Origin of the sequence: Polynucleobacter sp. MWH-Braz-FAM2G (assembly GCF_018687635.1) — a bacterium.
Classification (GTDB): Bacteria; Pseudomonadota; Gammaproteobacteria; order Burkholderiales; family Burkholderiaceae; genus Polynucleobacter.
In genome coordinates this window covers 1,058,068-1,079,076 of the sequence record NZ_CP061300.1, presented here as the reverse complement: position 1 = coordinate 1,079,076, position 21,009 = coordinate 1,058,068, and the positions used below count along the sequence as shown (strand labels likewise).

The following is a 21,009-nucleotide window of genomic DNA, read 5'->3' as shown; positions in this document are numbered from 1 at the left end:
TCTAAAATTACCCCATGAATAAACAAGTGCAAATCAATCCTCAGACTCAACTAGCCAATCTTGGTGAGGAGCTCAATGTTCCCTTTTTAAAGCTTCTTGGGGTTCGTTGTCTAAGTGCAGAAATGGGAAGGGGTGAGATTTTGCTTGCCCTAAAACCAGAGCACAACAATACATGGGAGGTGGCCCATGGTGGCGTTCTTTTAACGCTGATGGATGTAGCCATGGCCGTGGCAGCACGCTCTGGCGATCCTGGTGATCGTAGTGTAGTGACTATTGAGATGAAAAATAATTTCATGCAAGCTGCAACTGGGGTGCTTAGGGTGAAGGCTGACACGGTGCGTAGAACAGCCACGATGGCATTTTGTGAGGCAAAGCTATACAACGATCAAGGTGAGATTTGCTGTATGGCCACAGGCACATTCAAATATATAAAGCGTTTAGCCACTCGCAATGCGGATGGCGAGCGGGTTATAAACGACGATGGTCGACTATAGGGTTTCTAGACCGACAAATTAGAGTCTGATGCGGAGCTTAGTGCGCCAGTAATAACATCATGACCAACCGTTCCAGAGGCATCAAAGCGACGCTCAACTAATTCAAATTGACCGTCTTTTCGTACTCTGAGAACGGTGCTTGAGCGTGTTCCATAATTGGGTGTTTTAACAAAAGCTGGGGAGAGCGCTTTCTCCCAATCTTTGCTAACACCAGTATTGGGTAATTCATGATCACTTGCATGATGTGTATCAGAGAGAAGTTTTAAGTACTGATCTGAATTATTTAGTTGCCCATGATCCATAGCCAATGCCTGTGCAAAGGCTGCGACTCGATGATTTACCTTTGGCCATGGAGTATCGAGCATGGCATTAGATAGGCCATAAACCCCAGGCTCAAGAGCTTGTGGTGGAAATACCTTGCGTGGGCGAAGATTTTGCCCCATCAACATACGATTGCTTACCCAATGCATTTCAGCATTTGCAGGATCACTCAGATTTGCCATAAGCAAATTAAAACCGTTGTACTGTTGAAAGCGTTTTGCATTACTTTGTATAAATTCAGCAGGACTATCTTTGCTGGTCAAGTACATCAAAGATAGCTCACCCCGAGTTCTTGCATCCGGATTTTTTTCACTAGGCGCACGAACATTTGTTAAGGCGGCAAACTTACCTGTTTTAGTAAACCCAAGCCAAGTACCTGGACTTCCTAATACATCAGCTCGATCTCTTCCGGCCAAAATATTAGGATGCTCCGTCCACCAAGTAACACCCTCTGTATCACGCTCATAAAACTCGTCACGATTCGCCGCTACCACTAAAGAGTAGTCAGGGTGCGAATTCCATGCGAATAAGATGAGGCACATAAGAAAGTATTAAATCTCTAATAAAGGGTAGGGCAATACGTCTATTTTTAACACAGGACCCGTTGCGCTACCAAGATGAATTTCTCCATTCTCTAGAGCCTCTAACTTACATTCAATTTGCATGTCTATGCGAGTTTGGTCTTCGGGAGATTGTGCTGCCAAAACAACCATTCCAGCCGGCTGGCTTGGATCTTTGTCATGAAATAGTTCAACCCCTGGTACGCATGGGCTGTCATTCTGAGAAATGCCATCTACATGGGCTAGCTGTAGCCTTCTCTTAATTGCGCCACGATACTGACTGCGCGCAACGATTTCCTGTCCTGGATAGCAACCCTTTTTAAAATCAATGCCTGCAACGGATTCAAAATTAATCATTTGAGGCACAAACTGCTCTTGAGTTGCTAAAACAATACGTGGAATCGCACTCAACACTTCTAATGCATTCAACACGATCAGGCGCTCGCCTGAATCTTGCTCTTTGTCTAGACTTTCTTTCGGTCCTGCAATTAGAAGGCGTGCAACAGATTGCTCACTCACCAAAACATCAGGCAAACGCAAAGCGATGTCATTGGCATTTACTTCAATACCAGCGATTTGCGCATCTGATCCATATAAGCCCTGAACAACCCATTCATTAGAAAGATCTGTGACCTTAACTTTTGAGCGCAAGACATACATAGATAAGCGTTTAGCAGTACTTGCGGCGATATCTTTTGAAAGAAATAAAATAAAACGGTCATTACCATCACTGCCTGATGAAAATAGACCTAACCACGCGCTTGCTAGCAATCTTCCTTTAGGGTTGCAATAACCGATCAGACGAGTGGCAGAGAAACCAAAGGCCTGCTTGCCAATTAAGGTAACGTTAAGTCCCAATACAGAATTGGTTAATTGACTTTGTAAAAAACTTGCAGCATCTGAACCTTCTACCGCAATAACACCCCATTGATCCAAATGGCAGGGTAGTGGAGTAGGGTTATTCATGCTGTTTTGCAATATTTGATGGGCTTTAGTCATGACCCTTTTATCATAGCCTGATGAGCAAAAAAAATCAGGGAAGAACACTTTTTGTTAAGAAACTACCTAAAAGTGGGAGATTCAAGTACTGGCTTATCTCTTTCATTTCAATATTTGGGTTTATATATGGCGGTATTTTTTTATTGCCAGCGGTACCCAATCGATCCAATATTGAAGGTGGGTCTGCTTATAAAGCGAAGATTGCACCACACTCAAGCCTTTCAAGCATAGCTGAGCAACTGCGCCAACAGGGTTTATTTGTTAATTCGTTGACGCTACAAATTGGAGCTCGAAGTCTTTTTGTCGCTTCAAAACTAAAACCAGGAACTTATTTATTTTCAAATGGGGCCAGCCTTGGCAAAGTTCTATTACAAATCGCGCGTGGCGATCGAATTAAAGAAAGCATCTCCATTATTCCAGGGATGACAATTTGGCAACTTAGGGCGCTTATAGACTCGCATCCAGATCTTACTCATCAGACAAGAGGCATGAGTAACAAGGAGCTGTTAAGTCTCCTGAAATTAAACTATCCCAGCGATGAAGGAATTTTTCTTCCTGAAACCTATGTATTCGATCCAGATGAACTAGATTTAGATATCTATCGAAGAGCTTCCCTTGGAATGCAAAAACAGATAGAACAAAGCTGGGAACAAAGACAGTCGGGTTTGCCTATAAAAACACCTTATGAGCTCTTAATTTTGGCGTCCATTATTGAAAAGGAAACGGGCAGACTTAGTGATCGAGACATGATTTCAGCGGTCTTTATCAATCGCCTCAATAAGGGAATGCCACTACAAACTGATCCTACTGTTATCTATGGAATAGGCCCCAAATTTGATGGAAATTTAAGGAAAGCAGATCTGCGCAAAGACACTGCCTACAATACGTATATGCATAAAGGTTTACCTCCCACCCCAATAGCAATGCCTAGCAAGGAGTCAATCTTGGCTGCAGCGCACCCTGCCAAGAGTAATGCTATATTTTTTGTAGCAAAAGGGGATGGGAATAGTCACTTTTCTGAGACCTTAAAAGAGCATGAATCTGCCGTAGATCGATATCAACGTAAGATTAACCCTAGTAAGTCCTCCAATTAATTTTATTTGTATATGAGCTCAGCACATTCGGGATATTTCATTAGCTTCGAAGGAATCGATGGGGCTGGTAAAAGCACACACATAGATGCATTTCGGTCGCTCATGCAAGAGCGCTTCCCAAATCGAGAAGTCGTAATGACTCGTGAGCCTGGCGGGACAACATTAGGAGAGCAATTACGCAAACTACTTTTAGATGAGCCAATGAACCTAGAGACCGAGGCATTGTTAATGTTTGCTGCTCGCAAAGAGCACGTTGCGCAAGTAATAAACCCTGCACTTGAGGCTGGCAACATCGTTATATCTGACCGTTTTACAGACGCTAGTTTTGCCTATCAAGGTGGGGGTAGAGGGTTAAGTTTGCATAAATTAGATGCTTTAGAGCGTTGGGTTCAAGGACGCGCGGATGGCTCTATATTGCAACCCAATCTCACAATCTTGTTTGATTTGCCAGGTGAAGTTGCAGAAACTCGACGCTCCAAAGTTCGGGCACCAGATAAATTTGAAAAGTTGGATTTAGATTTTTTTGAAAGAGTTCGTCAAGAGTACTTGCGTCGAGCCAAAGAAGATCCTAGTCGTTTCCATTTAGTCGATGCCACGCAAACCCCCGAAGCCATTTGGAACGGTTTGAAATCCATTGAGATCAATATTTAAGTGACTCAAGCTATGCTCGATGTACATCAAGGAGCTCGAATAGCCCCCTGGCTTGAACCATTATGGAAAAGTTTGGATTTTCATAACTTCCCCAATGCTATTTTGTTGCACGGTCAATCGGGTATTGGCAAATTTGCTTTCTCAGTTGAATTGGCTAAAGCACTCCTCTGTGAGAATTCCAATGCCGACCTAAGACCCTGCAATCAATGTGAAGCCTGTCACTGGTTTAGTTCCGGAAACCATCCCGACTTTATTGCTCTTGTTCCAGAAACGCATCGAAAGCTTTTGCCTCATGCCGATTATCAGGGTGATGATTCCCCAAAAAGAGGTAAGTCTGCTCTAGATGATGGCGATAGCGAATCTGGTGAGAAAAAAGAAAAGAAAAATATTTCAATTGAAGAAACAAGGCAAGCAATAGAAAGTCTTTCGATTGGATCTCATAGGGGTGGCAATCGCGTGATCCTCATATATCCACTTGAAATGCTGCGTCCAGACTCTGCCAACACACTATTAAAGTCTCTAGAAGAACCGCCAGCGAATACTATTTTCATTTTGATAGCGGATCGAGTCGATCGTGTTTTACCCACAATCAGATCGCGCTGCAGACTTTTAACTGCTCCTCGACCAAATCGCGATCAAGGATTGGCTTGGTTAAGAGAGCAATTGGCCAAAATGAATGGGATGACTATTAGCGCAACCGATGCTGAAGCTATTTATGACGAACAGGGTGGGGCACCTTTTTCAGTACTTGATTTATTAATCGCGCGACATAATAAAGATGATAAAGATGAATTAACCATCTCTATATTGGCTTCACGTCTTTTATTGCAGTCTATGGCTCAGGGGGAGAGGGTCAATTGGCTTGAAACAGCTGAAAAAATTCATAAGGCACGTTATGGGTTTTTATTAGCAAGCATGCAACGCTGGATTTCGGACATGCAATCCGTAAAGCAGGGTGGCGGGCCTCGTTATTTCCCTAAGCACCTTTCAACGATACAAGGTCTTGCCAATATGGCTAGAGAGCAAAAATTGCTCCAATTTTGGCAATCCCTATCCAAAGCCCGTCGCCATGAAAATCATCCATTGGCCAACAGGATTCAACTTGAAGCCCTCCTTTCTCAATATCAGCTGATCTTTAAGGATTAAGAAGACTCAAGGCAGACTAAAATAGTGGGTGATGTTCATAGACTCCCATTGCCATCTCGACTTTCCAGAATTCCAATCCCGTCTTCCCGAGGTTTTGGAAAATATGCAGCAAGCCAAAGTAAGTCATGCCTTGTGTGTTTCAGTGGATTTACCAGACTTTCCCAATGTTTTAAAGCTGGCCCAAGACCATGCCAATCTCTATGCATCGGTCGGTGTGCACCCAGACTATGAAGAAACTCCAGAGCCTTCATTTGACTTCTTAGTGGAAACAGCCCGCCAGCATCCCAAAATCGTAGCAATCGGTGAAACAGGTCTTGATTACTATCGAATGGGAGATCGCAGCTATGAATCCATGGAGTGGCAGCGCGAACGTTTTAGGACGCATATTAGAGCGGCAATCGCCTCAAAAAAGCCTTTAATCATCCATACTCGCTCTGCTTCTGAAGATACCATCAAAATCCTCAAAGAGGAGGGTGCTCATACGATTGGCGGGGTAATGCACTGCTTTACCGAGTCTTATGAGGTCGCAAAAGCAGCAATGGATATGGGTTTTTACATCTCTTTCTCCGGAATCGTGACGTTCAAAAGCGCCAAGGATCTCCAAGATACATGCAAAAAAGTGCCTCTAGACAGGATGTTGATAGAAACGGATTCGCCTTATCTGGCTCCAATTCCTTTCCGCGGTAAGACGAATGAACCTGCTTGGGTATCTAAAGTCGGTGAATTTGTTGCAGATTTAAAGAATGTCTCCATAGAGGCGCTCGCCATGCATACTTCAAATAATTTTTATCAATGTTTTCAAATAGATATAAATCACTCTTGAGAATCAAATTTAATTATTCTATCTTTCTTTTTATTGGCTTAGTTTTGCTGAGGAATGCCTGCTTTGCTCAAACAGAAGATCAGATTACTGACTTTACTAAGGCAGCTAAATTTAACGATATATCCACAGTAAAGGAATTGGTTTCCAAGGGTGTTAGCCCAAATACAGTTGATCCAAAAGGCAATCCAATGCTCAATTTAGCTATTAAGGATCAATCTACAGATGTAATTGCCTTTCTGATTGCCAATAAAGCCACCGATGTTGATTTATCGAATAAATATGGTGAAACGCCTCTGATGATCGCCTCAATTGAAGGTAATTTACCTGTTGTAAAGAGACTTGTAGAGCAAAGAAAGGCAAAAATTGATCATATTGGCTGGACACCATTGCATTACGCATGCACCAAGGGTCAGCTTGAGGTTGCCAAATATCTGCTGGCTAATGGTGCAATTGTTGATTCTCAAAGTCCTGGAAATACAACACCATTGATGATGGCAGTTCAATCTGGCAATGAAGAACTAATAAAGTTGTTACTCGATAAAGGCGCAGATCTTCAGCTTCGCAATGCAAATGGATTTACTGCGATCGATATTGCTGTTATTTATGAGAAACCTTGGATCGCAGAGGGCTTAAGTTCACGCTGGCGAAAGCTTTATAAACAAGACTATGTCGGTCCCAAGGGTCTTGGCCAGCCTAAGTCCTGATAAGCTTATTTGCGTATAATCATTATTATGTCAAATAAGATATTTCTGTAATAATTGTCTTTTAAATTAAATCTATGACGTTCTTAGACCACTTACATATCACTGACCTACCAAGCTTCAATACCCTCATTTCTCAGGTCAATTCAGATATGGGTAGCGGGCAAATATGGCTTGTATTGGTCCTAGCTTGTTTAATGCTTACACTCCATGGTGTTGCGGTATTGATCATCGCTGGCGCCTTTCATTGGATTGATAGAAAGCTTCAAAACAGGCGTGTCTACGGTGCAAATTTTCTTTCGTACTTCATTGCAATCTTGCTCATTATTGGGAGTCACTTCCTAGAGATCATCGCCTGGACCTATATTTGTATGGCCCTTAAAGTCTTTCCAACAAACCCTCAAACCTTTTACTTTGCCGGTGAAATGTATACAACTGTAGGTTTTGGAGATTACAAACTATCCGAGCAATGGAGAATCCTGCCAATTATCATTTCATTTTCAGGGATTTTTGCCGTTTCAATGTCAGGAGCAGCCCTTTATTCAATGATGGGTGCGTTATTGGGGCGTAGCAGTCAAAACCAAAAATCGAGCCAAAACTAGCCTCCATTGGATGGAATGGGGTTTTTTTGTTTGAAAACAAGCTCTAAAACCCTTCCGTTTGACTCCTGCGAACGTATACGTCCTGGTAGCCACTCAAGATCTTTAGCAAGCCATATGTCAACCTGACGCTTGTAGGGGTCATTTTCTCGTTGCATTAAGGCGTAATGACGGTTTATGGACTTACCTAGACTCGGTATATCCTCAGAATATGCTTCACCATAACTCTTGAATTGCCAGATTTCCAGTGTGTTGTAGTCAACTACTGGAATGCCCCGAATACTTCCAGCCTCATCAATTTTGCTATCGCCATTGAGTAATGATGCGAGTTGAAAGATGAGGCTAAAGCGATCCTGCGTACCTGGAAGGATGTTTGGCGTGTAGTCAGGCTTCTCAGAAAAGAACATCTGACCTTCCCCTTTTTCATTTCGGTCAAATCTGGAGTAACGAGGTGGCTTTGACCCTCTTTGAGACCAATAAATACTCGGCGCCATTCCATAGGCATCAACCGACCCCCTAGATTCAAAGACAAAAGGTCCAATAAAGGCGTATGGAATATTTACATAGAGGCGATAACTACTGCCATCATTAATCCAATCAATTTCCCCAGTCTGATACTTTTGGCCATCAACATATGAATCGTAATAAAGGATTCCAGATTCAGGTAACTTAAATGCCACGCCTGTTTGATTTGTCGTACCGCCCTGCTGCCCAACATCTTGAGCAATCGGACTTAAGCTTTCTCCAGCGATTTGCTTTTCTTTAACAATCTTTCTTTTATTTGCTTTAGAAATCTGAATTTTCTTAGGTGGCTCTGTCTTTAATTCAGTCTTAATAATGAGATCTTCTGGAATAGCTTGATTTTGACTAAACGAAAGCAGTGGTAAGCCAAAAAACAATATGAAATGCCCTGCTATTGAAATTAGCAGAGCAATCAAAATAAGTCGCAAGGATTTAAATTTGGGCGTATTAGGCGTAATGCGCTGCTGAAAAAACTGGATCAGAACTGCCCCTCCAATAGGCGGCTAGTTTTAGGAAGATTGGCAGCAAGAAAGTCCATCTGGTCGGCCAATATATTTCGCCCCTTGAGTATCATGTCTTCATAAAGACTTGGTAAATATGGCGTGTATAACAGGCCCATGCCAGCCTGTTCGGGGGTGCGATTGCCTTTGCGCTGATTGCATGGCCTGCAAGAGATAACTAAATTCATCCAGCTATATTTACCGCCGCGGCTATTGGGGATGATGTGCTCCGCCTCGGCCTGATTTTCATGTACTGGAACACCGCAATATGCGCATAAGCCTCGATCACGCTTAAATAGTTTGTGCTTGGTGATAACAGGGACTACATCAAAAAGGTTTATTTTTGAGCTGCCTTTAACGGCAATAATTGAGTGAAGCTCAATAATAGATTGCTTGCCAGTTGCCCGAGAAATTCCGCCACGCATTTGGAGAATAGGATCACCTAGTGTCCACAGTACGCTGCTGTCAGCATATTGTTTTGTGGCCTCTTCAGCGTTAACCCAGCATTGGGGAATTCCACCAGCGTCTAATTTCAAGATGCTCAGCACAAACTCTCCTTTCTAGACATCCACATCTATGGGAATGTCATTGGGATCATCTTACAGAATTAGTCCTAGGCAATCAATCCACTATTCGGATAGGAATTTTAGGACCCGTGGTAAATGCTCTGGGTACTCAGTAATACCATGATCGCTACCCTTAAGGACTAATTGATGTGCCCCTTTATAAAAATCAACCATCTCGCGCCAGTCAAGGAGTTCATCACCTTTTGCCGCAAGAAGAAAGTAGCGACTTGGTTTGGTGATCGCATTAACTTGGAGTGAGATTAATTCATCAATATGTTCTGGCCGAAAGTCATAAGGTTCATCGGTGTCGTATGCAGTTAGCATACCGACATGAGGCGCCAACTCCCTAGGAGCCCTTACCGCAGGATTCAGAACTACAGCTTTGCAGCCATATTGTTCAGCCAGATAATTTGCGTAATAACCACCCAAGGAAGATCCCATTACTACCAATTGATCATATCTTGAGCTCTTAATGTAGCTTTCGATCATCTCCATGCTTGCCTTGGGAGATACTAGAAGTTGGGGGCAATACCATATATAAGTATGTTCGGCTGACGACATCTTCTGAATGGCTTCCCCAGTAATCACTGCCTTACTTGAACGGGGTGATGAACGAAATCCATGCAGATAAACGACTAATGTGGTTGTCATAATTGAAGGGTTTTGATCCATATTCAAAATCTTAAAAATACAATGCGGGTTTCGCAATATTCTATAGTGTCAATTAGGCTATAAATGCGAAAAGTAAGCTAAGATTCCTCTTAGTAGCATTTATATACAAGGAAAATAATGAATATGAAACTTGCACCAATTACCCTCGTTCTTGCATCTCTATTTGGCGGTTCTTCTGCAGTTTATGCCCAAGCCCCAGCAGCAGGAGCGGCCAAGCCAGTTGTTATTGACGCTGCCGTTACTGACAACCGCTATCAACTTTATGAAGGTGAAGTGGTGAAGGTGGATAAAAAAACTCGCACCATTACTTTTAAAAATAAGGAAGGTGAATCTAAATTTGTTGCTGGCCCTGAAATTACCAATTTTGCGCAGATCAAGAAAGGTGATCGCGTAAATGTGAGCTATGAATTAGCAGTAGCTATTGAATTGATAAAGACTAAAAGTGATGGCGTCCGCTCTAAAGTTGAAACTAATACTGTTACAAAATCTAAAGCCGATGAAAAGCCTGCTGAAAAAATTGCCAACCAAACTACTATCATTGCTGATATTGTCGAAGTGAATCGCGAGAAAAAATTAGTGTCCGTAAAAGGACCTAGCGGCAAGATCACTACAGTTACTGTAAAAAATCCAGCCCTCCTTGCTGATGTTAATGTAGGCGAGCAAGTAAAAGTGATTTACTACGATGCTATGGCAGCCTCAATCACCGCCCCTAAGAAGTAATAATCCTTGATTCAGTTATTACTAGCGCTTCAGGTGGTCGTATCGGGACTCTATTACTTGTCGGCCCCGTTTCACCTGAATGCGCTAATCATTTTCTTTTGGCTAGCAAATTCTACTAGCTGCCTTTTGCTACTAAAGAATCATCGTCAGTTATTCGATGAGCTATCTCCAAAAATAAAGCAATATCGTTTGGCATTTACAGTTTCTTTAGTTATTTCTGAGATCCTCATTAACTTTGCATCCGATTCATATGAGTCGGATAATTTCCATACATTTATAAGTGATACAGAAGTTTTATTTACTGGTATTACTGTTGGTGTCCTATGGCACTATGAAATCACCAAGAAATACCTAAAACTGTTTTGAGATTATCGAACTTTTGATATCAAAATCGATGCGTTAGACCCACCAAAAGCAAACGAGTTACTCATAGCTATTGGTATATCAACATCAACTGATGTAAGAGGTAGATAATTTAAATCGCATTCAGGATCTGGGATTTCCAAAAATGCAGTCCCTGGCGCAATGTTATTTGCTACTGCTTGGGTGGTGATAACCAACTCTAATGCCCCCGCTGCACCAAGAGTGTGACCATGAATGGCTTTGGTTGAGCTTATTAGAGTCTTATTAGCCGCATCTAGACCAAAGGCCGTTTTGATCGAATTCGTCTCCGCTACATCACCAACACCCGTGGCTGTGCCATGGGCATTGATATACGCAATTTGATCTGGATTAACTCCCGCCTCAGCCATACAAGCCAACATCGCTTTTGCTTGACCTAATGAATCAGGCCTTGTGATATGAATCGCATCAGTGGTGGCGCCATAGCCAATAATTTCACCAAGAATAGTTGCACCTCTCTTAGCGGCGCTATCAAAGGACTCCAAGACTAGTGCGGCAGCCCCCTCACCCAATACAAAACCAGACCTATCTTTGGAAAAAGGTTTGCACGAGGCAGCAATATTTTTAACATCAGGTGTTGCTAATGTCCTTAACGCTTCCCAGGCTTTAATCGGGCCAGCATTAAAAAGTGTTTCAGCGCCGCCAGCAATTGCCCTATCGCAAAAACCATATTTAATGCTTCTAAAAGCCTCTCCTATCGCATGGCTAGATGAGGCACATGCTGTTGAGTAGGTCATTGATGGACCTTTAAAACCCGTCTGCATAGATAGCAATCCAGCAGAACCGTTAGTCATTACCCCAATAATAGTAAATGGTCGAGCACGTTGCTTACCATTTAAATAGATATCTTGATAAGCGTTATCAAGGGTATTGGAGCCGCCAAAGCCTGTTCCCCAAAAAATGCCACTACGATCCAATTCTTGTTCGTTCAAGTCACTTAGCCCTGATTGTTGCAAAGCTTCGTTTGATACCAACCAAGATAAGTGAGCAGTTCTATCAAACATACCGAGTGAAGTCGCATCTAAATTAAATGCAAGCTCCTCTTTAATGAGTGAGGCGCATGGAAGATCTACTGGTATTGCGGTTGATTTAGTGAATTTTGTAATGCCTGAAGAGCAAGCTGTTGATCTTTGAAACTGTGCTTGAGCACCAACCCCAAGGCCAGAAACTGCACCGAGTCCAGTTATTACAACCCTACGATCATTACCTTTGGTCAATTGATGGGCTTTGCTGTATCAAGTAAGGCAGCAACTTCGCCTAGGGTATCTACTTTCGCGTCCTCATTTGGTATGCGGACTTTAAAGTGGTCTTCAAGATCAAAAATTAACTCAATCTTTCCAAGCGAATCTACGCCAAGACTCTCTAATGTGGTATCTGGACCCAATTCATCAATTTTCTTATCGAACTTTTGCGCAACTAACCCAATAAGTGTATTTAGCGTATTAGACATGGTTCTTTCTCTTAAGCTCCTGCATCAGCTGATTATCTCTTTGAAGCAATATTAAATAACGAGATTCTGAAACTAGTAGCAGCAGTTTAAATTTGAATCGCTCTCTTTGGACCAACTCAATCAAGATAATTGCAATGCTACCGAATGTAAGATTGAGCAAGTATCGCTCCACGTCATTGGTTGAAAATATAAATTCACCAAATGGCGCCACAAAGAAATAGTTAGCAAAAATACTAGAAACCAGAATAAAAATAACTGCGGGTCTATATCCAAAATAATAGGATATGAAAGAAGCGGCTATAAAATAAAATTTATAAGAGTGGGCACTATAAAAATCGCGCCCTAAATTAAACATCATGAAAGAGATAACAGCAAAGGCCACAAAAGACCAAGCAGCTGCATTTAAGCTACTATGCGGGGACCAATTTTTGGCGTTTTTGATAATCATGCCTGTTGTCTCTAATGGGTCTAGAATTAATAGTTATGAGCGACCTTTTACAGTGTGATGATACCAAACCGTTGGTCGTGTTATTTCACGGCCTCTCGTCATCACCCCTTGAGTTTAATTTTTTAAGCTCACAGCTTATATCTGCGGGGTATCGGGTCAGCACCCCAAGTATTGCAGGCTACAGTTTTGGGGGTAATGCCAGCAGCTGGAAACACTGGGTTAATGAGGCAGTAAGTCACGTAAAAGCCCTTCAGGAGACTGAATCTCAACCGATAAGCCTTGGCGGAATCTCTCTTGGATCGACATTGGCTTTGGCGGTGGCGACCGAGCTCAACGACATATTAGGTGTAATTGCCCTATCCACTACCCTCAAATACAACGGTTGGGCCGTTCCATGGTACCGCTCACTTATCCCCCTTGGCATGGCTTTAGGCCTTGGAGACTACTTTAAGCACAAGGAAAAGGACCCGTTTGGGATTAAAAATCACCAAATTCGAGCTTATATTAAAAGGGTTCTATCAAGTCAGGATACTTCAGCCGTAGGTGGCCTTTACATGTCTCTTCGACACATGTACGAAGGAAATAAGTTGTGCAAATACGTAATCGACAACCTATCCTCCGTAAGTTCATCAATCCTAACGATTCATGCAATTGATGATGAAATCGCCAACAGCTATAACGCTCAGTTAGTAGCCGATCTTTCAAGCGCAACCTATCTTAGGCAAATTTATCTTGGTAATAGTTATCACATGATCACTGTTGATAATGAACGCGAAACCGTGGCAGCAGAAACTATCAGTTTTCTTGACTTAATTTATGGAAAAATAAAGCCAACCCCTGATGAAGAAAAAGTTCTTGCCCCTGAATTGCAACGCTTTTTACGAAATCTCAATCGAATTGACGATAGCATCTAAGCCTTCACAGGTTTTATTCTGTGACTGATTTTAGGAAAAATAATTGAGTTCAGCACTCCTTTATGCCCTCTCTCTGATCATATTATTAGGACTCAGCCTGTGGGAGAGAAGCTATCCACAGTACCAATATGAAGCTGATCGAGATTGGCACCTAAGACTTTTTAGCTATGCGGGACTGGGTCTAATTGCGACTGCACTCGTTGGATTTATTCTAGAGCCCTATATTGAGGCAAACGCAGCATCAAAATACCTTAGCTCCCTACCTAACTGGCTAAGTGGACTTGTAGCGTATTTAATCATCACCTTTTTCGTCTACTGGTGGCATCGATTTCGCCATCACAATAATTTAGCCTGGAAAGTATTCCATCAGGTTCATCACAGCACTTACCGCTTACAAGCTATTACCGCTCTTTATGCGCACCCTACTGACTTTGTAGCGAACTTACTCATTATTAACCTAGTCTGTTATGGATTGTTGGGTCTGAATATTGAAGCCGCCTCATGGGCAACGCTATGGGTTTCTGTATTTGAATACTGGGAGCATACGAATGTAAGAACGCCTCGTTGGCTCGGCTACTTTATTGTTCGCCCTGAAATGCATCGAATTCATCACGAACGAAATCGTCACAGCAATAACTATGGTTTGCCAATATGGGATCTCATTTTTGGAACCTACGAAAATAGCAATCGGCAAGTGGAATGCGGTTTCGAGCTGCAAAATGAAAGTCGCGTAAAGGAAATGCTTGTCTGCAAGCAAGTTGAATAAAAAAGCCCCCAGTTAAGGGGGCTTTTAATTGTCTTGGCGGAACGGACGTCTTAGTCTGAGCATGTATGGCTTGCGACTACTCAATACCCATTTAGACATCCCCAGACGAAGTCAAGTAATTGACCTAATTGAATAAATTGACATCACTTAAGTGATGAATATTCAGAAAAAGTCATAAGTCATACATTTGAATCCAGAGTAGTACAAGCCGTTATAGGAGCGGATCTTGGTAACTATTCTTGGTAACTCAAGGACTAATGATGACTATCAAACTCGACTTTAAAACAGTGCAAAACCTGAAATCCGCTGGAAGGTATACGGATGCCCTAGTAAAGGGCTTGCAGCTTTGGGTGAAGCCAAATAACCGCAAATACTGGATCTTTCGTTTTTCCCATAACAAACGCTCCCATGATCTTAGTCTTGGAGTCTTCCCTGCCCTATCAATTGCTCAAGCTCGCATAGAAGCTCAAAAGGTTCGGGACCAACTTGAAGTGGGCATTAATCCTGCTCTAGCAAGGAAGGCAGAAAAAGCTCCCAAACAAGAAAAGATACTTTTTAAAGATTTTGCCTTGGATTGCCTTGAAAAGAAGAAACCTGAGTGGTCCAATCAAAAGCATGCTGCTCAATGGCTGTACACCCTAGAAAAATTCGCTTTTTCAGTCATTGGCAATAAGGCTTTGGATGAAATTGATACGGACGATATTTTGACGATACTTGAACCAATTTGGAGCACTAAGACTGAGACGGCATCTCGGCTGCGTGGAAGGCTTGAGTGGATACTGGCATCTGCCACCACCAGAAAGCTTCGCAGCGGAGTTAATCCAGCCCTTTGGAGAGGTCACCTTCAAACCATTCTTTCCGCACCCAGCAAGCTAATGAAAGTAAAGCATCACAAAGCCATGGACCTCAAAGATCTACCCTACTTTATTGAAGCACTAAGGCAGCAAGATTGCGTGGCTGCCCTTGCCTTGGAATTTTTAATCCTCAATGCATCAAGAACTGGTGAGGTTATTGGCGGTTTACGAAGTGAGGTTAAAGAAGGCTTATGGGCTATTCCAGCGAGTCGAATGAAAGCCAAAAAGGAGCATCGAGTCCCTTTGTGCAATCGCTCAATTGAGATCTTGGCTATCGCCTCAGCAATGGATGAAAACAGCATCTATCTTTTCTCTAAAAATGGTAAGCCATTGAGCAATATGGCAATGCCAATGATGCTCAGAAGACTTAAAAAAGATGTAACCGTACATGGCTTTAGATCAACCTTTCGAGATTGGGTGTCAGAGCTTACTGACCACTCTCCAGAGGTGGCTGAAATGGCATTAGCCCACACAATTAGAAATCAAGTTGAAGCAGCTTATCGACGTGGAGACCTTCTTGAACGTAGACGTACTCTAATGAAAGATTGGGAAAAATATTGCACTGACGGAGGCAAGAATGCTTAAAGAGAAAATATTGCTTACTGAAATATCTGAATGGAGAAAATCGGTTCAAGAAATAATATCCAAATTAGAAAATCAGATTTCGGATGAGCAAAAAAGATCGCCCAATAGAAAATCTAAATTACAAAAAAATCTGGAACAAGAACTAGAGCTGTACATGCCCTATTACGATTTTTTAAATTCGGACAATCCAGCACTATTATTCTTTGATGCTCAAAAGCGTAACCAAGCCAAAGAGGCAATGAAGATAGGGATTGCAAAACTACCACAAGATGAATTAATCGATTTGTTTGCAGATCTTATTATTGAAAATTCCAATTTAAAACAAATTGCTAGCTTCCTTGGAAGGGATAAGCTGACCATAACAAAAAAGCTTGAAACTGTTCACATAAATAACTTGAATAAAGTAGCCTCTCAAACCAAGGGATTAAATGACAGATATGAAAAAAATCATCTGGCACTCAAGGAGTGTTTAGAGCTTATGAAGTCAAAATCTAATGTCGCAATAAATCCTGCGGATTACATTAGATTCAGGACTTTAGTTATCAAGACCTATCCAACCCCACCTGTTATTCCTGCATATAAGCGGAATAAACAAGAAATGCTACAAAGCGAAGATCTGCAAAAAGCAAATGCACAATCAGGAAATCGGCTGAAGTGGTCGGAAAGCACTCTAAGAGCATTCTTCGAGAAACATACGGGAGTTAAGCCTTCGTCAGTACGCAAATAAATCGACAACACTGAAGTGATGAATTTAACTAAGGAGCTATAAAACAGAAAATCTATTTGTGTCTAACCGAACCGAAAGGAACACAAATGGAATCAACAAATAAGCTTCTTCGTATTGCAGACGTTTCTAGGATTACCACTCTAGCCAAAAGCACAATCTGGCTAAAGGTAAGTCAAAACCAATTTCCAAAACCAACAAAACTCTCTGCGTCCATCACCGTATGGAAAGAGTCCGATGTTTGGAAGTGGATCGACGATCATTTTCAAACCTCTGCTTCCCTTGCCAAGGGAGATTTCAATTGAAAATGAATGAATGTCCTAAGTTTGATAAATGTCATGCATCAGCCTGCCCACTTCATAAACCACTAAGCCAACAAGTTCATCTAAAAGGCGAAGCGGTATGTTTCTACCTTACTGAAGCACAGAAAATCGACTCTAAGGCTGTTTTCGATGGATCAGGATTAGGGGAGTTGCATATGATGATGGCTCAGGCTACCGTTGATGCCTTTTCCAATCCTGATGCCAGTATTTATTTAGTAAATAGTCTCCGTAGAGCAGCTCAAAGCTCATCGAGCATGGCGAAGGGTCAAAACCTCATCAAAGGGGCTAAAAATGCGGTTTCAATCGACCATGAGAATGAAATTACCAAATGGATGAGTCGCTAAAGCACCTCATAGGAACGACCTAATTATCAGTATTTTTCGTAATTGACCGCTAAAGCCATGAGACCACAAGAGGGTCGACAAAATTAAATAGGATACCTCAAAGACGTTCACCATGGAAAAGTCTTTGCGACATCAAGATGATTGTTTTTTTTAAATTTTATACACACTATATATACTTTAAAGAGACTTCAAAGTTTGTCTTTTAAGTTAAAAGCTTCTTAGGTGTTTTTTCTTTATATGTTGTTTTACTAAGATAGTTGTCTTACGTATAAGTATTAAACCTTAATAATTATGAACTTATAAGTCATATAGGGCTTCAACCAAGAAGGCTTTGCTGCACGGAATCCGGTGGATTCATTTTGTTTTTTAGGTGGCTGAGTAGATACTTAAAAAAGTTAAAATGAAAGAAAAGCTACCCCCCCCTTCCGCCTTTAAAATCAAAATATTTAGCAAAAATAAAATGTTTAGAGCAAAAACTTCGACACTACCTTTATCACTTGCAATACTAGCTGGGATGGTAATTACATATCAATCATTAAATCCCACAAAGAAGTTTTTTGAATGTAAAAGCACCTTTCAAGACGAATTTTTGATTGTTAATGAATATTTTGGAGGCATAAAGTACAGTCTTAATGACTATTCACTTAAAGATTGCATATCAAATGATTTGCTTATCGAATGTTCAATTACAAATCAACCTACCCTATCGTTCAGCAAATTAAAAGGAGACCTTAGAAAAGGTATTCGTGACCTTCCTATCTCCTTCTACTCTTGCAGAGAAGTTAAACCGGCTATTAACTAGAAAAGTTTTTGGTAACTAGGATTGGTAACTTTACGAAAATCCATGCGATAGGCAATTAAAGTCAGCCCATAAAGCGGAACCTAACTCCTACTTCTTTCTCATCTCAATTGTCTTGCATACAAAATTAAGCTGTATGATAGTTATAAGATAAAGAATGAAAAGGAATCGCCGTGTTTGGAATGCTTGATTACAGAGCAAATAAGCTATTTTTAATAATTTTTGGCATACCTTGGTTCATTCTTAGGCTGGTCGCAATTTTTGCTCTTCCATTTATTTATTATGGAATTGGATTAAGTCTTGCGGATAACAGGCTACTGCAGATTGGAGCATCTCTAATTGCCCTGTTTTTGGGCGAAATTATCTGGCTAATTGCAGTTACTTACATCGATAAATTATTTATGTTTTTATTTTATTTACTTGTTGATGTAATTCCGGCGGATGGAAGAAGTAAGGAAGAAGCAGTTTTAGTTGTTAAAGGCGGTCAGCAAGCAATTAGACTTATGAATTTAAATAGCAAGCACCCAAAATATTGGAGCGATGATGATGTCATGGCATATAAGGACAGCATTTTCACACTCTTCTACAGGAATAAGATTGATAAACGAATTAGTCTACTAAGAGATTATTACGAAGATAACCCCGATGCACCTGTAAGTGAATCTGCTATCAAAGATATTATTAAGAAAAATGGTCTTGAGGTTGACTGGGTTGAAAAGGTAGTATGCAATCCACTGTTAAGGGGCATGGCGATCTCCTACGGATTGACAGCCTATCTTTTACTATTTAATCCATTTAAATAAATACCTAGGATTCTCATGTTTGGAATATTTAAAAGCAAAGAAAGAAAGATGGTTGACAAGCTTTCGGAGCTATCGAGAGAAATAGAATCTGCCGGTGGATCTCTCGTGGTTTGCAGAACATTTAGTGAGTGGTTTCATCAGAATGAGCTGAGAGAAATCCTAGGGGTAGTCTCTGACACCCAATCTCCATACTCCAAGCTGATCTTAATGACTGCTGGGTTAAAACTTCTAAATGATGTCCAACAAATGCGTAATGAATTGGATGAGTCTACAGCTGATGCTGCTCTATCATTTGCAGAAACCGCCTACATTGGCTCTGCATTTTTGGTAGAAGATGATGTTCTTTTGCCAGTTCTTGCAGAAATAAAACAAACTAATATCATCCCAAAAGCGAAGCTAGATCCCTATCTTGATTTGTACGAACGACATAAAATTGCATGGGTAGAATTTAATAAGGGCGATGTTGACCTAAGGGACATGTCTAACTTCTAAATAGAAGCACATAAGATCATAGCGATACCCCGATAATTTCAAGCTTCTCACTCAAATCATCTCGTTTTGCCCCTCTCTTGAATGCTGCTCTAGCTACATCTAAGCATCCAGTTCGTACATCATTTAATACTTTTCTCATATCATCATGCTTTGAAAAGAATTCAACACCCTTTTTAACCTCATCTTTGGATAAGGACAAAATGGTGGGAATAATATCTTCTGGTGGCATTGATTTTCCTGATATTAAGCAGATTAATTCCGGCTTTGATCTAAAGTCCTGATTTTTATAAACCTCCTCTGCTTCGTCTAAAAGCTTTATAACTTCAGGATTGTCTTTTTTAGCCGTTCTCCAAATTCCAAGAACATCTGCTCGCATCATTGTCGCTACTTCGTATAACGGTAATCCATACTTACCCATATCCTGAGCTTCATCAATACAATCCTCTAGGATTTCACGGCAGGTATTTAAGTTAGCCTCATATTCAGCTGTTATTTCATCATCAAAAATTACTTTTTTAACTGCTTTAATTTTTGAATGGACGTCTGCGTAAATTTCTAAATCTTTTATTCTTGCCTGATATACATCCGCTGCATTAACTTCCTGTCTATCCGGCTCAAACAGAGGATTATTGTGTCTCCGAATCAAGTGGGCCTCAAACGGACCTGCGTCTTCTTGATGGAACTCCCAGTGCATTAGCTTGTCAGGATTAAAGCTATCTAATTTCGCTAAAATTAGATTAAAAGCTTCAGTAGCAACCTCCATTGAGTAAACCAGTGTCTCAGCTAGCTGCCAATCTTCACCATCAATTTCCTTGCCTGTTTTATGAGAGAACGGCGAGGAAGAATCAAGTACTAAAAATTTCATAGCAAGAAAATATGCCCAAGGAATGGGTAACGAAGTTCCGTCCTTCGTGACAATAGCCTTATCTTTTTCCGGCTTCTCCATAAAAGCAGTAATGCTTTCGTTTATAAAAACCAAGTAATGTTGTATTGCGTCTCTAAACCCAGAATTAGCAGGCTCACCCATTTGATCTAACTTGTCTCCAAGTGCATACCAATCATCTCTGACCATCTGCCCAGCAACACTACCAAATTTTTCATCGACTGATTCAAACCACTTCCAAAGCTGGAGAACCTTTCCCGAGGTATTAGCAAGCTCAACTATCTCCGGATTCAATGAGTTATCCGGATTAACAGTCATATCAAATGGTGGAGCAGGATTGAAAAATGCAGAAAAAAGGAAAATATTGGCTTCCTTGAGATCTCTGGGTAAGCTAATTTGAGAAAAAATTGCTCTAATTACATCCGCTCCACCCAAGGGTTCGGAGCTGATCGGCTTCACTTTGACATTGGATCGGGGCTTGTTTTCCCAAAATTTCCAGCTCATGACTTCTCTCTTTTTATTGATTATTAATATTAATACTAGAAGATAAGTGATGGGAAAGAAAAAACCACCCGAAGGTGGTCTTTGGTAATACTTTTGGTAACAAGGGTGTTGTATCTCTACAAACCCTTGTAATACCTATTGACTTGGCGGAACGGACGGGACTCGAACCCGCGACCCTCGGCGTGACAGGCCGATATTCTAACCAACTGAACTACCGCTCCAAATACATCGAGAAAAGCAACATCATACAGCTTTACATCTACCAGTAGAAACTGGCGTCCCCAGGGGGATTCGAACCCCCGTACTCACCGTGAAAGGGTGATGTCCTAGGCCTCTAGACGATGGGGACC

Annotated in this window: 27 protein-coding genes and 2 tRNA genes; 18 read left to right on the top strand and 11 right to left on the bottom strand. The window is 41.3% G+C overall.

The genetic code is table 11. The annotated features are described in order from the left end of the window. Positions 1–14 precede the first annotated feature (14 nt). Positions 15–494: a PaaI family thioesterase gene (locus tag FD973_RS05650; RefSeq protein ID WP_215324630.1), complete on the top strand. Its 480-nt coding sequence runs from the start codon at positions 15–17 to the stop codon at positions 492–494. Positions 495–499: 5 nt separating this feature from the next. Here the strand turns inward: FD973_RS05650 and FD973_RS05645 are convergent, their stop codons facing one another. Both FD973_RS05645 and FD973_RS05640 read right to left on the bottom strand, forming a co-directional pair. After that, positions 500–1,357 carry an NRDE family protein gene (locus tag FD973_RS05645; RefSeq protein WP_215324629.1) on the bottom strand — a complete coding sequence of 286 codons (858 nt, stop codon included), beginning with the start codon at positions 1,355–1,357 and terminating at the stop codon, positions 500–502. 9 nt (positions 1,358–1,366) lie between these two features. Continuing rightward, the gene (locus FD973_RS05640) at positions 1,367–2,374 is read right to left on the bottom strand and encodes a folate-binding protein YgfZ (protein WP_215324628.1); all 1,008 of its coding nucleotides are present in this window, start codon (positions 2,372–2,374) and stop codon (positions 1,367–1,369) included. 20 nt (positions 2,375–2,394) lie between these two features. On the opposite strand from FD973_RS05640, the gene mltG reads away from it, so the two are divergent. The 6 genes from mltG to FD973_RS05610 all read left to right on the top strand — a co-directional run bounded on the left by mltG (position 2,395) and on the right by FD973_RS05610 (position 7,391). Then, the gene (gene mltG / locus FD973_RS05635; protein ID WP_215324627.1) at positions 2,395–3,468 is read left to right on the top strand and encodes an endolytic transglycosylase MltG; all 1,074 of its coding nucleotides are present in this window, start codon (positions 2,395–2,397) and stop codon (positions 3,466–3,468) included. 12 nt (positions 3,469–3,480) lie between these two features. Next, on the top strand, positions 3,481–4,119 hold the full coding sequence (gene tmk / locus FD973_RS05630; RefSeq protein WP_215324626.1) for a dTMP kinase: 639 nt from the start codon (positions 3,481–3,483) through the stop codon (positions 4,117–4,119). Next, the gene (locus FD973_RS05625) at positions 4,120–5,265 is read left to right on the top strand and encodes a DNA polymerase III subunit delta' (RefSeq protein WP_251368853.1); all 1,146 of its coding nucleotides are present in this window, start codon (positions 4,120–4,122) and stop codon (positions 5,263–5,265) included. It begins immediately after the preceding gene. 31 nt (positions 5,266–5,296) lie between these two features. Next, positions 5,297–6,088 carry a TatD family hydrolase gene (locus FD973_RS05620; RefSeq protein WP_215324625.1) on the top strand — a complete coding sequence of 264 codons (792 nt, stop codon included), beginning with the start codon at positions 5,297–5,299 and terminating at the stop codon, positions 6,086–6,088. Next, positions 6,085–6,792, top strand: a complete 708-nt coding sequence (locus tag FD973_RS05615) for an ankyrin repeat domain-containing protein (protein WP_251368852.1) — start codon at positions 6,085–6,087, stop codon at positions 6,790–6,792. The genes FD973_RS05620 and FD973_RS05615 overlap by 4 nt, the downstream gene beginning before the upstream one ends. Positions 6,793–6,866: 74 nt before the next feature. Then, complete coding sequence (locus FD973_RS05610) at positions 6,867–7,391, top strand: ion channel (protein WP_215324623.1); 525 nt, start codon at positions 6,867–6,869, stop codon at positions 7,389–7,391. On the opposite strand, the gene FD973_RS05605 is transcribed toward FD973_RS05610, so the two are convergent. The 3 genes from FD973_RS05605 to FD973_RS05595 form a co-directional block, all read right to left on the bottom strand. Beyond that, on the bottom strand, positions 7,388–8,287 hold the full coding sequence (locus tag FD973_RS05605) for a DUF3108 domain-containing protein (RefSeq protein ID WP_251368851.1): 900 nt from the start codon (positions 8,285–8,287) through the stop codon (positions 7,388–7,390). The genes FD973_RS05610 and FD973_RS05605 overlap by 4 nt on opposite strands. 101 nt (positions 8,288–8,388) lie before the next feature. Continuing rightward, positions 8,389–8,958 (bottom strand): HNH endonuclease, encoded by a 570-nt coding sequence (locus tag FD973_RS05600; protein ID WP_371816873.1) that lies wholly within the window; start codon positions 8,956–8,958, stop codon positions 8,389–8,391. 81 nt (positions 8,959–9,039) lie between these two features. Next, positions 9,040–9,627: a YqiA/YcfP family alpha/beta fold hydrolase gene (locus tag FD973_RS05595; protein WP_215324622.1), complete on the bottom strand. Its 588-nt coding sequence runs from the start codon at positions 9,625–9,627 to the stop codon at positions 9,040–9,042. A gap of 144 nt (positions 9,628–9,771) precedes the next feature. On the opposite strand from FD973_RS05595, the gene FD973_RS05590 reads away from it, so the two are divergent. Together FD973_RS05590 and FD973_RS05585 are read left to right on the top strand one after the other, a co-directional pair. Further along, positions 9,772–10,368: a hypothetical protein gene (locus FD973_RS05590; RefSeq protein ID WP_251368850.1), complete on the top strand. Its 597-nt coding sequence runs from the start codon at positions 9,772–9,774 to the stop codon at positions 10,366–10,368. Between the two features lie 6 nt (positions 10,369–10,374). Continuing rightward, positions 10,375–10,734, top strand: coding sequence for a hypothetical protein (locus FD973_RS05585; RefSeq protein WP_215324620.1), 360 nt, complete (start codon positions 10,375–10,377; stop codon positions 10,732–10,734). 2 nt (positions 10,735–10,736) lie between these two features. On the opposite strand, the gene FD973_RS05580 is transcribed toward FD973_RS05585, so the two are convergent. Genes FD973_RS05580 through FD973_RS05570 form a run of 3 tightly spaced genes read right to left on the bottom strand, consistent with a single transcriptional unit; the run spans position 10,737 to position 12,668 of the window. Then, positions 10,737–11,987, bottom strand: a complete 1,251-nt coding sequence (locus FD973_RS05580) for a beta-ketoacyl synthase (RefSeq protein ID WP_215324619.1) — start codon at positions 11,985–11,987, stop codon at positions 10,737–10,739. Further along, complete coding sequence (locus FD973_RS05575) at positions 11,984–12,220, bottom strand: acyl carrier protein (protein WP_215324618.1); 237 nt, start codon at positions 12,218–12,220, stop codon at positions 11,984–11,986. Before FD973_RS05575 ends, FD973_RS05580 begins: the two co-directional genes overlap by 4 nt. After that, positions 12,213–12,668: a DUF4118 domain-containing protein gene (locus tag FD973_RS05570; RefSeq protein ID WP_215324617.1), complete on the bottom strand. Its 456-nt coding sequence runs from the start codon at positions 12,666–12,668 to the stop codon at positions 12,213–12,215. Before FD973_RS05570 ends, FD973_RS05575 begins: the two co-directional genes overlap by 8 nt. Before the next feature lie 35 nt (positions 12,669–12,703). Here FD973_RS05570 and FD973_RS05565 point away from each other — a divergent pair, with 35 nt between their 5' ends. The 9 genes from FD973_RS05565 (at position 12,704) to FD973_RS05525 (ending at position 19,272) form a co-directional block, all read left to right on the top strand. Continuing rightward, positions 12,704–13,582, top strand: coding sequence for a carboxylesterase (locus FD973_RS05565; RefSeq protein WP_215324616.1), 879 nt, complete (start codon positions 12,704–12,706; stop codon positions 13,580–13,582). A gap of 43 nt (positions 13,583–13,625) precedes the next feature. Beyond that, positions 13,626–14,348, top strand: a complete 723-nt coding sequence (locus FD973_RS05560) for a sterol desaturase family protein (RefSeq protein WP_215324615.1) — start codon at positions 13,626–13,628, stop codon at positions 14,346–14,348. Between the two features lie 257 nt (positions 14,349–14,605). Continuing rightward, positions 14,606–15,787, top strand: a complete 1,182-nt coding sequence (locus tag FD973_RS05555) for a site-specific integrase (RefSeq protein WP_215324614.1) — start codon at positions 14,606–14,608, stop codon at positions 15,785–15,787. Further along, complete coding sequence (locus FD973_RS05550) at positions 15,780–16,514, top strand: hypothetical protein (RefSeq protein WP_215324613.1); 735 nt, start codon at positions 15,780–15,782, stop codon at positions 16,512–16,514. The genes FD973_RS05555 and FD973_RS05550 overlap by 8 nt, the downstream gene beginning before the upstream one ends. Before the next feature lie 86 nt (positions 16,515–16,600). Then, on the top strand, positions 16,601–16,816 hold the full coding sequence (locus FD973_RS05545; RefSeq protein ID WP_215324612.1) for an AlpA family transcriptional regulator: 216 nt from the start codon (positions 16,601–16,603) through the stop codon (positions 16,814–16,816). 2 nt (positions 16,817–16,818) lie between these two features. After that, entirely contained in the window at positions 16,819–17,178 is a 360-nt protein-coding gene (locus FD973_RS05540) for a hypothetical protein (protein ID WP_215324611.1), read from the top strand. A 400-nt stretch (positions 17,179–17,578) separates the two neighbouring features. Further along, positions 17,579–17,980 carry a hypothetical protein gene (locus FD973_RS05535; RefSeq protein WP_215324610.1) on the top strand — a complete coding sequence of 134 codons (402 nt, stop codon included), beginning with the start codon at positions 17,579–17,581 and terminating at the stop codon, positions 17,978–17,980. A gap of 170 nt (positions 17,981–18,150) precedes the next feature. Continuing rightward, on the top strand, positions 18,151–18,780 hold the full coding sequence (locus FD973_RS05530) for a hypothetical protein (RefSeq protein WP_215324609.1): 630 nt from the start codon (positions 18,151–18,153) through the stop codon (positions 18,778–18,780). A gap of 15 nt (positions 18,781–18,795) precedes the next feature. Next, positions 18,796–19,272, top strand: a complete 477-nt coding sequence (locus tag FD973_RS05525) for a hypothetical protein (RefSeq protein ID WP_215324608.1) — start codon at positions 18,796–18,798, stop codon at positions 19,270–19,272. Between the two features lie 16 nt (positions 19,273–19,288). On the opposite strand, the gene FD973_RS05520 is transcribed toward FD973_RS05525, so the two are convergent. From FD973_RS05520 to FD973_RS05510, 3 genes are all read right to left on the bottom strand, one after another. Then, a complete protein-coding gene (locus FD973_RS05520; RefSeq protein ID WP_215324607.1) occupies positions 19,289–20,659 on the bottom strand; it encodes a hypothetical protein in 1,371 nt (456 codons plus the stop codon). A 144-nt stretch (positions 20,660–20,803) separates the two neighbouring features. Continuing rightward, positions 20,804–20,880, bottom strand: a tRNA-Asp gene (locus FD973_RS05515). 52 nt (positions 20,881–20,932) lie between these two features. Beyond that, a tRNA-Glu gene (locus FD973_RS05510) sits at positions 20,933–21,008 on the bottom strand. Position 21,009: the final 1 nt, after the last annotated feature.